Below are 8,520 nucleotides of genomic sequence, written 5' to 3' on the forward strand. Positions count from 1 at the left end.
TCCCCGCAGGACCCGTCGAGCGGCTCGACGGCACCGCCACCGCCCGGGCGCTCCGGGCCGACTGAGCCGGAAGGAGCCGTGCGCCGGTCGCCCTGAGGCGACCGGCGCACGGATTCCTCCGATCAGGACTCGATGAGGACTTTCACGTCCCAGGGTCCGAGGTGCAGTGCGGCGCCGGCCTCGTAAACGGCGTCGTCGATCGCGTCGGTCGCCGCCGCGGGCAGCGGGTAGTCGACCTCGTTCCAGGACCAGTTGTGCACGAACCGCACGGTGCGGCCCTCGCCGGTGACGCCGCTGGTCACCGTGAGGCTCGGGTGCTCGGGCCGCCACGCGTTTGCGGGGACGAGCCACTCGAACAGCGACTTCCCGAAGGCCGAGTTGGGGATCGTGCCCACATACGTGATCCGGCCTTCGCCGTGTGGCTTCGTCGTCGCCGCGGCGAACCGGCCGTAGTGCGGGTGCACGTACTCGGCGAGGGTCTCGGCGCCGTCGACGTACAGGCCGTCGGCCCACTTCACCGCCGCCGCATCGGCTTCCAGCCGCAGCGGCGAACCTTCCGGCGCCCGCACGGCGATCTCGCCCGTGAGGTTCGCGAACTCCTCGTACCAGACCCCGGCGGCGTCGCGGAGCCTCGCGGGCTGCACTTCCTGGCGCGCCCGCGCCTCCTCGTCGGCGTAGCCGGTGCGCGGACCGACCACGAGATGCCCGCCCGCCGCCGCGTACGCGGTGAGCCATTCGAGCATGTCGTCGTCCTCGGCGTACAGGCCCGCGGCCACCAGGACCGGGTACTCCACCGCCGCTTCCTCGGGCGCACCAAGCTGTCCGGTGTGGATGATCCGGGCCTGGAGCCCGGCATCGAACGCGCCCCGGTAGAACGGGCCGTGGATGACTTCGAAGGACCGGTACTCGGGGTTGCCGTCGTCGGCCTGGATCTGCGGTTCGGCCGTCAGCGCCCATTCGCTGCGCTTGGAGTACAGGACCGCCACGTCGGCCCCCGGCACCAGACCCGCGAGCGCCCCACCGGTCTTGCGCAGCTCCTTGCCGATCTGCGCCAGCTCGCGGTAGGTCCGGCCGGGCTGCCCGCTGTGGGGGAGGACCCCGCCCCAGTACGTCTCCGCGCCGAAGTGGAGGGTCTGCCACTGCCAGTACTCGATCATGGCCGCGCCGCGCGACACGAGCGACCAGGCCGCCTGGCGCCACTGCCCGTCGTAGGCCGGCTCGTTCCACCACGACATGCCGATGGCCTGCGCGTTGGTCTCGGTGACCAGGTACGGCGCCTGCTTCGAGGAGTACATGCGGTCGGCCGAGTGGTAGAGCGCCCAGGCGCCCTTGGTGTTCCAGTCGATGGCGTCGCCGCCGCCCTTGGCGGGCATCTCGAGGCCGTCCTGCATCGCGTAGTACGGGTTCCCGGCGGTCACATCGAGGCCCTCGGTGAGCGAGGGGTCGTCGATGCCGGGGCGCGAGTAGGAGATGCAGGTGGTCACGAACTGCTCCTCGCGCGCGTACTCGCGGGCGATGTCGGCCTGCCAGGCGATGAACTCGGTGGTCAGGTCGGCCTGGAACTTGCGCCACGCGAGCGTGTACTGCGGCTGCGCGTTCCCGTCGGGGCGCCAGAGGTCCGCCCAGGTCGTGAGCCGGTGGGACCAGTAGACCAGGCCCCATTCGCGGTTGAGGGTCTCCACGTCGCCGTACTGGTGGCGCAGGCGGTCGACGAACTGCTGGAAGACGCCCTCGTTGTGGAAGATCCGGAGGCCGGGTTCGTTGTCGACCTGGAAGCCGATCACGGCCGGGTGGTCGGCGTAGCGCGCCATGATCTTGCGGATGACCCGCTCGGCGTGGAACTTGAACGCGGCGTGGGTGTAATCGACCTCCTGGCGCCCGCCCCAGCCGAAGCGCTCGCCGGTGCGGTGCTCGCCGGCGATCTCGGGGTAGAGGCGCACGAGCCACGGCGGGACCGCGTAGGTGGGGGTGCCGAGGATGACGGCGATGCCTCGTTCGCGGGCGCCGTCGAGGACCGGCTGCAGCCAGTCGAGCTCGAACTGTCCGTTCTCGGGTTCCCAAGTGCTCCATACGGACTCGCCGACGCGGATCACCGAGAACCCGGCCTCGACCATGAGGTCGAGGTCGGTCTTGAGCCGCGTCCGGGCGGCCTCGGTGTCGAACCCTTCGGCGGCGTCCGGCTGGTACTCGAAGTAGTAAGCGGCCCCGAACAGGATCGGGTTCGGCCAGTTGCTCATGTGCGGCTCCTTATGACTACGTAGTCAGAGGTACCGTACGCAATCCTGGGAGCGTATGTCAACCCGTAACCGCGACATCCCCGATCGCGGACGCCGCACCTGAAGCGCGCCCGCTACACGCCGCTCAGCTCGCGCAGCGCCTTCTCGGTGGCCGAGCCCGGTTCCGCAGCGAAGAGGTCCATGCCGTAGCAGGAGGGCCGGTCGGGCAGCGCGATGCGCTCGGCGTGCAAGGTCAGTTCACCCGCGACAGGGTGGTGCAGCACATGGGTCCGGGTCCGCATCTGCGCGACCGGGTGCTCGGCCCACATCCCCGCGAATTCGGCACTCGACTCGAGCATGTCGTCGAGGTGCGCGGCGATCTCGGCGCTCCCGCTGAAACGTCCGAACAGGAAGCGCAAGTGCGCCACGTGGTCGCGCGCGGCCTGCTCCCAGCCCTCCCCGTGCAGCTCCCGCACGCCCGGCTCGGTGAACAGCAGATGCGAGAGCGTGCGCCGCTCCTCGGGGATCGCGGCGAAATCGCCGAACACCGCGACCGCGAGGCCGTTCCAGCCGACGAGCTTGGTCTGCGGCCCCACGAGCAGCGCGGGGGTCAGCGGCAGTGAATCCAGCAGGAACCGCAGGCCCTCGGGCACCGCCTCGGGACTCTTGAATCCGGTGCACGGGCGCGGCCGCCGCGCGATCGCATGGAAGTACGCCAGCTCGTCGGCGTCCAACCGCAGCGCCGCCCCGACGGCGTCCAGCACCTCGTCCGAGACGGACTCCCCGTTGCCCTGCTCCAGCCGCGTGTAATGCGCGATGCTCACGCTCGCCAACCGGGCCAGCTCCTCACGCCGCAACCCCGCGACCCGCCGCGCCCGACCGTAGTCGCGCAGCCCCACATCGCCCGGGTGCAGCCGGGCCCGCCGAGATTTGAGGAAATCGCGCAACTCGGTCCGATTGTCCATGAGCGCAACGGTACCCGCCGAGGGTGATCACGCCGTGAGTACGCAAGCCAGGGATCTGGCAGCGCCGCCACCGATCCGCCAGGCTGATCGACGGCAACCCCCATCCGAACGAAGGAGCGCAGCAATGCAAGGAACCATCGGATTCATCGGCAGCGGCATGATCGGCACCGCCGTCGCGGGCCTGGCCGTCAAAGCGGGATACGAGGTAGTCCTCAGCAACTCGCGCGGCCCCGAGACCCTCGCCGGACTCGTCGCCGACCTCGGCCCCGGCGCCCGCGCGGCCACCCCGGCCGAAGCCGCCCGCGACGCCGACCTGGTCGTCATCGCCGTCCCGCTGACGGCCCTCGACCGGCTCCCCGTAGAGGCGCTGGCGGGTAAGACCGTGATCGACGCGGGGAACTACTACCCGCAGCGCGACGGGCACCTGCCCGAGCTCGATTCGGACGAGCTCACCTCCAGCGCCCTGCTGCAGCAGCGCCTGCCCGAGTCCCGGGTCGTCAAGGCCTTCAACAACATCGCGTTCAGCCTCATCGCCGCACTCGCCCGGCCCGCGAACGCACCCGACCGCAGCGCCCTCCCCATCGCGGGCGACGACGCCGCCGCGAAGCACGAGGCGGCCGCACTCCTGGACGCCCTCGGCTGGGACACCGTGGACTTCGGTTCCCTAGCCGAGAGCTGGCGCAGCGCGCCCGACACGCCGGTGTACGTCATGCCTTACCTGGGGGAGCTGCCCGCCGAAGGCGTCACGGACTTCCTCTCATGGGTCACGCAGATCCCCGGCGCACCCGTCCCCGCGGACACCGTGGCGAAGCTCATCGACGCCGCCGTCCGCCTGCCGGCGGCCGCAACGGAGCTGCCGAACCTCGCTTGAAGCTGCGACCGGGCGCTGGCCGTCAGTACTCGACGCCCAGCACCCGACCGGACTCCTCGGCGTCGATCGGCGTCTCCACCGGCTCCTCCTCGGCCAATTCCGCCAAGCGGATCGGCGAGGCGATCGGCCGCTTCGCGAAACCGGTCCCGTCCACGCCCGCCAGCTCGGCCACGTTCCGGCCGCAGACCCGGCCCTGGCACAGGCCCAGTCCGGCCCCGCTCACCAGCTTCAGCGAGCGAACCCCGCCCACGTCCCGCTCGTCCACGGCCCGGTAGAGCGCGCGCTTGGTGATTTCCTCGCACCGGCACACGATCGTGTCGTCGCGCAACCAGTCGTGCCAGCCCGACCGCACCGGGTACGCCGCGTTCAACGCCGCCGCGAACCGCCGGCCCGACCGCACCCGCGCCATCGCCCGCACGGGCGGCTCGACCGCCGCGCCCACGAACTTCGCCGCCGCCGCACCCGCGACCGCGCCCTCCGACGCCGCCAGGTCCGCCCCGCCGATGCCCGTCAGCTCTCCGGCCGCGAACACCCCCGGAGCCGAAGTCCCTTGCGCCGCATCGACGACCACGAACCCATCCTCGACCCGGCACCGCGCCGCCAACGCCAGCTCCAACTGCGGCGTGAACCCGAACCCGACCGCCACAGCGTCCGCCTCGAGCCGCCGCTCCGAACCCTGCACCGGATTCCACAGGGCATCGAGCCGCGCCACCGTCACCGACTCCACGACATCACTGCCGTGCGCCTCGATCACCGCGCTCCGCGACCGGTACGGCACCCGGTGCCGCGCCAGCGTCCCCGCGTACCGAACCAGCTCCCCGCCCTTCGACCAGCCCGCGAGCGCCCCCACGGGGTTCCCCAGCCAACCGGTCACCGCCGCGTTCGCCTCCGCGACCTCCACGACCCGCGCGCCCGCGCCGATCAGCGAAGCCGCCACCGGCAGCAGGAACGGCCCCGTCCCGCCGACCACGACCCGGTCGCCCACCGCAACGCCCTGGCCCTTCGCGAGCGCCTGCGCCGCACCGGCGGTGAACACCCCCGGCAGATCCCAGCCCGGGAACGGCAGCGCGCGGTCGTACGCACCCGTGGCGAGCACGAGCGCCCGCGCCTCGACCGCCCGGCCCCGCCGGTCCGGGCCGTCGGCCGGTCCGATCCGCAGGTGCACGCGATGCCCGCCGTCGACCGGCTCGATCGCCCACACCGCCGCGCTCGCCACATGCTCGACATTCCGCGGCAACGTGAACCGGTCGCCCGCCGCGAGCGCGTCCTGCCGGAAGTACTGGCCGCCGAGTTTCGCGCCCGCGTCGATCAGGACCACGTCGACACCGTGCAGCGCAGCCGCACTCGCCGCCGCCATCCCCGCCGGACCCGCGCCGATCACCACGATGCGCCTCATGACGGCAGCTCCGCCCCGGCCTGGGTGCGGATCTCGTCGCCTTCGGCCACCACGCGCTGGCACGCCCGCACATCGGGCACGCCGTTCACACTCACCAGGCAGTCGAAGCACACCCCGATGCCGCAGAACAGCCCCCGCGGCCGGTCCCCGCCGCGCGTGGTCCGCCACGAGCGGATCCCCTTCGCCAGCAGCACCCCCGCGACGGTCTGGCCCTCCTGGGCCTCGACCTCCACACCGTCGAACCGCACTCTCACGTCCGCACCTCCGCGATCACCGCAGGCCTGTCCACCCTGAACCGGGCCGGGTCCACTTCGGGCTCCCGCCCGCACATCAGATCCGCCAGCAGCCGCCCCGTCGCCGGGGCCAGCCCGATGCCCGCGCCCTCGTGCCCCGACGCGTGCCACAGCCCCGCGAACCGCGGGTCCGCGCCGATCACCGGCAGGTGGTCGGGCGTGTACGGGCGGAACCCGCCGTACGTCCGCATGACCGGCACGCCCGCCAGGACCGGGAACAGCTTCACCGCGCTGCGCGCCAACCTCCGCAGCACCTCGACCTGCAGCGCCTCGTCGAAACCGACGCGCTGGCGGCTCGAACCGATGAGCACCGTGCCCGTCGCGGTCGACTCGACCACCGCCGACACCTGCAGGTCCACGTCCGAACTCGCCACGGCCGCGACGTAGTCGGCGGCGTAGACCTTGCGGCCCACCACATGGGGGAGCGGGGCGGTCACCAGGACCATGCCGCGGCGCGGCAGCACCTCGATCGGCGCGCCCGCCGCGACGCTGAAATGCCCGGCCCACGGCCCGCACGCGTTCACGACCGCGCCGCACGCGATGGTCTCGTCGCCCAAGCGCACCCCGGCGACCTTCCCGGCATCATCGAAGACCAGGCCGTGCGCCTCGGTCCAGCCGCGAACCTCGCCGCCGCGGGCGCGCACGGCCGTGAGCATCGCCGTCGCGGCGAGCACGGGCTGCAGCTGCGCGTCCCCCGGGTAGTGGACGGCACCGGCGACCTCATCGGTCAGGTGCGGCTCCATCGCGCGGGCCTCGTCCCGGCTCAGGTCGACCGCTTCGACGCCGACCTCGCGCTGCGCCTCGGCGAGGATCGAGAGGGGCCCCACGGCGTCCTCGTCGGTGGCGACCACCAAGCCGCCCTTGGGCTCCCATTCGACCCGCGCGACTTCGTCGCCGAGCTCGGCCCGCAGCGACTCGATCAGCTCGGGCCACAGCCGCCGCGACGCGACGGCAAGGTCGAGTTCCGGCCCGGGGGCCTTGTCGGAGAGGAGCACATTGCCCTCGCCCCCGGCAGTGGTCCCTCCGGCGGGGGCGCCGCGGTCGACCACGAGCACGCGCATACCCGCGGCGCTGAGCGCCTCGGCAGATGCGGCACCGATGATCCCGGCCCCGATCACGACGACGTCAGCGGTTTCGATCCGACTCACCTGCCCCTCCGAACTCGCACGATCAGAGAGTATGCCCGCGTTCCTCCCCACCTACACGGTGGTCCAAGGACCGGTGGGCAGCTCCCGCATCGTGGAAATCAGGTGACCGCCGCACGCGTTCCCCTTACCTTTCAGGCAGCGACAACGAAGGAACGATGCCATGGAACCCCTGCTCGAAGGACCCGTGCTCCAAGGCGAGCGGGTGCGACTCGAACCCCTCGCCCACCGCCACGCCGCGGACCTCGCGATCGCGGCCGAGGAGGATCGCGACGAGTACCGGTTCACTTGGGTGCCGCGCGCCGGAGAAGTGCGCGACTACATCGACCAGCAGCTCGAGCGCCACGCGCAGGGAAAACTCGCACCCTACGCCCAGATCGACCTCGCCACCGGCCGCGCGGTCGGCGCGACTGCCTTCTGGGACCCGCGCTCGCTCCCCGGCCGCGGCCTGTACGCGATCGAGGTCGGCTTCACCTGGCTCGCCGCCTCCGCCCAGGGCACGGGCCTCAACGCCGAAGCGAAACTCCTGCTCTTCCGCCACGCCTTCACCGGGCTCGGGGTCGAACGCGTCGACCTCAAGACCGACGCCCGCAACGCCCGCTCCCGCGCCGCCATCGAGGCCGCGGGCGCGACCTTCGAAGGGGTCCTCCGCAACTGGTCCCGCTCCTGGGCTCCCGGCGAGGACGGGCGCCTCCGAGACTCCGCCATCTTTTCGATCACCCGAAAGGAATGGCCCGAAGTCGAAGCGTCCCTGGAAAAGCGCCTCGCCCGCATTCGCGAGCGAAACGCGTGAGCGCCATTGTGGCCGAGCCGCGCCGTCGTCGCGGCCCTGCGCTTCACGCCGTGTGAACCGGGTCCGGACGGGTTTCGGCGGCGTTCCCGTCCGACCGCACCGCCACCTCGGACTGACCCTGAGCGGCTACCGGGCCGCCTTCACCCGCGCGCCGGCTTGAGCGTTCACGGATGCCGGACGAACTCGATCGTCCCGCCCACGATCGTGCCCCCCGCCTTCTCCAGCAGCGCTTTCGAAGCCGGGTTCGCCGCGTCGCACTCGGTGACCACTTTGGTGTGCCCGCGTTCCCGCAGCACCCGGAACGCCACGCCGAGCAGGGCTGCCGCGACTCCACGACCTCGGTACGGACGAGCCGCACCGACCAAGCCGAGGCGTGGACCGGCGTCCATCATCCAGACCCGCACCATCCCGGCGAAGCGCCCGGCGGCGGGGTCCCACGCGACCGGATAGACCGCCGGATCGTACGCGGACCTGTGTTCCTCCGCCCAGAACGCAGTGCTCGAACGCCAGCCGCGCAGCCCCGGAATGTCGGCGCGCATCTCGTCGTCGAAGCGCCGCAACGCATCCATGCCGAATTGCTCGGGCGGACCGAGCTGGAACCCGGCCAGCGCCGCATCGCCCCATCCGGCGGCCGTCGCGACCGGCAGCGTCCAGTCGTGCTCGTAGCGCTCGCCCACGAAACCGGCGGCCGCGAGCTTGCGGTGCGTCCCCTTCTCGTAGACATCGGCCAGCGTGTACACCGGCCGGTCCGCGCCGATCGCGTCGCACAGCGCTGCGATCGGCGCCGACTCGATCGGGGGGCACCCCGCGCACCCCGGACCGTCCGGGCGGTCCCACACGT

At 72.1% G+C, this 8,520-nt stretch carries 8 protein-coding genes; 2 read left to right on the forward strand and 6 right to left on the reverse strand.

The features are described from left to right. Window positions 1–122: 122 nt before the first annotated feature. Window positions 123–2,237 (reverse strand): beta-galactosidase, encoded by a 2,115-nt coding sequence (locus O1R50_RS08515; RefSeq protein ID WP_270109517.1) that lies wholly within the window; start codon window positions 2,235–2,237, stop codon window positions 123–125. A 113-nt stretch (window positions 2,238–2,350) separates the two neighbouring features. Then, window positions 2,351–3,181: a helix-turn-helix domain-containing protein gene (locus O1R50_RS08520; RefSeq protein WP_270109518.1), complete on the reverse strand. Its 831-nt coding sequence runs from the start codon at window positions 3,179–3,181 to the stop codon at window positions 2,351–2,353. A gap of 124 nt (window positions 3,182–3,305) precedes the next feature. Between O1R50_RS08520 and O1R50_RS08525 the strand changes: the two genes are divergently transcribed. Next, entirely contained in the window at window positions 3,306–4,052 is a 747-nt protein-coding gene (locus tag O1R50_RS08525; RefSeq protein WP_408612634.1) for an NADPH-dependent F420 reductase, read from the forward strand. A gap of 22 nt (window positions 4,053–4,074) precedes the next feature. Here the strand turns inward: O1R50_RS08525 and O1R50_RS08530 are convergent, their stop codons facing one another. From O1R50_RS08530 to O1R50_RS08540, 3 genes are read right to left on the reverse strand one after another with little or no spacing between them, the layout of a single operon-like run. Continuing rightward, a complete protein-coding gene (locus tag O1R50_RS08530) occupies window positions 4,075–5,448 on the reverse strand; it encodes an NAD(P)/FAD-dependent oxidoreductase (RefSeq protein WP_270109520.1) in 1,374 nt (457 codons plus the stop codon). Further along, window positions 5,445–5,702 carry a (2Fe-2S)-binding protein gene (locus tag O1R50_RS08535; protein WP_270109521.1) on the reverse strand — a complete coding sequence of 86 codons (258 nt, stop codon included), beginning with the start codon at window positions 5,700–5,702 and terminating at the stop codon, window positions 5,445–5,447. Before O1R50_RS08535 ends, O1R50_RS08530 begins: the two co-directional genes overlap by 4 nt. Further along, on the reverse strand, window positions 5,699–6,880 hold the full coding sequence (locus O1R50_RS08540; protein ID WP_408612648.1) for an NAD(P)/FAD-dependent oxidoreductase: 1,182 nt from the start codon (window positions 6,878–6,880) through the stop codon (window positions 5,699–5,701). The genes O1R50_RS08535 and O1R50_RS08540 overlap by 4 nt, the downstream gene beginning before the upstream one ends. 169 nt (window positions 6,881–7,049) lie before the next feature. On the opposite strand from O1R50_RS08540, the gene O1R50_RS08545 reads away from it, so the two are divergent. Next, a complete protein-coding gene (locus tag O1R50_RS08545) occupies window positions 7,050–7,679 on the forward strand; it encodes a GNAT family N-acetyltransferase (RefSeq protein ID WP_270109523.1) in 630 nt (209 codons plus the stop codon). A gap of 164 nt (window positions 7,680–7,843) precedes the next feature. Here O1R50_RS08545 and O1R50_RS08550 read toward each other — a convergent pair. After that, window positions 7,844–8,520: GNAT family N-acetyltransferase (locus tag O1R50_RS08550; RefSeq protein ID WP_270109524.1), on the reverse strand; the 677-nt coding region annotated here is incomplete at its 5' end.

Origin of the sequence: Glycomyces luteolus, from assembly GCF_027622875.1 — a bacterium.
Taxonomy (GTDB): Bacteria; Actinomycetota; Actinomycetes; order Mycobacteriales; family Micromonosporaceae; genus Glycomyces; species Glycomyces luteolus.

Coding starts and splice junctions, on each gene's coding strand:
- O1R50_RS08515 (WP_270109517.1), bottom strand. CDS start 2,237: ATGAGCAACTGGCCGAACCCGATCCTGTTCGGGGCCGCTTACTACTTC.
- O1R50_RS08520 (WP_270109518.1), bottom strand. CDS start 3,181: ATGGACAATCGGACCGAGTTGCGCGATTTCCTCAAATCTCGGCGGGCC.
- O1R50_RS08525 (WP_408612634.1), top strand. CDS start 3,306: ATGCAAGGAACCATCGGATTCATCGGCAGCGGCATGATCGGCACCGCC.
- O1R50_RS08530 (WP_270109520.1), bottom strand. CDS start 5,448: ATGAGGCGCATCGTGGTGATCGGCGCGGGTCCGGCGGGGATGGCGGCG.
- O1R50_RS08545 (WP_270109523.1), top strand. CDS start 7,050: ATGGAACCCCTGCTCGAAGGACCCGTGCTCCAAGGCGAGCGGGTGCGA.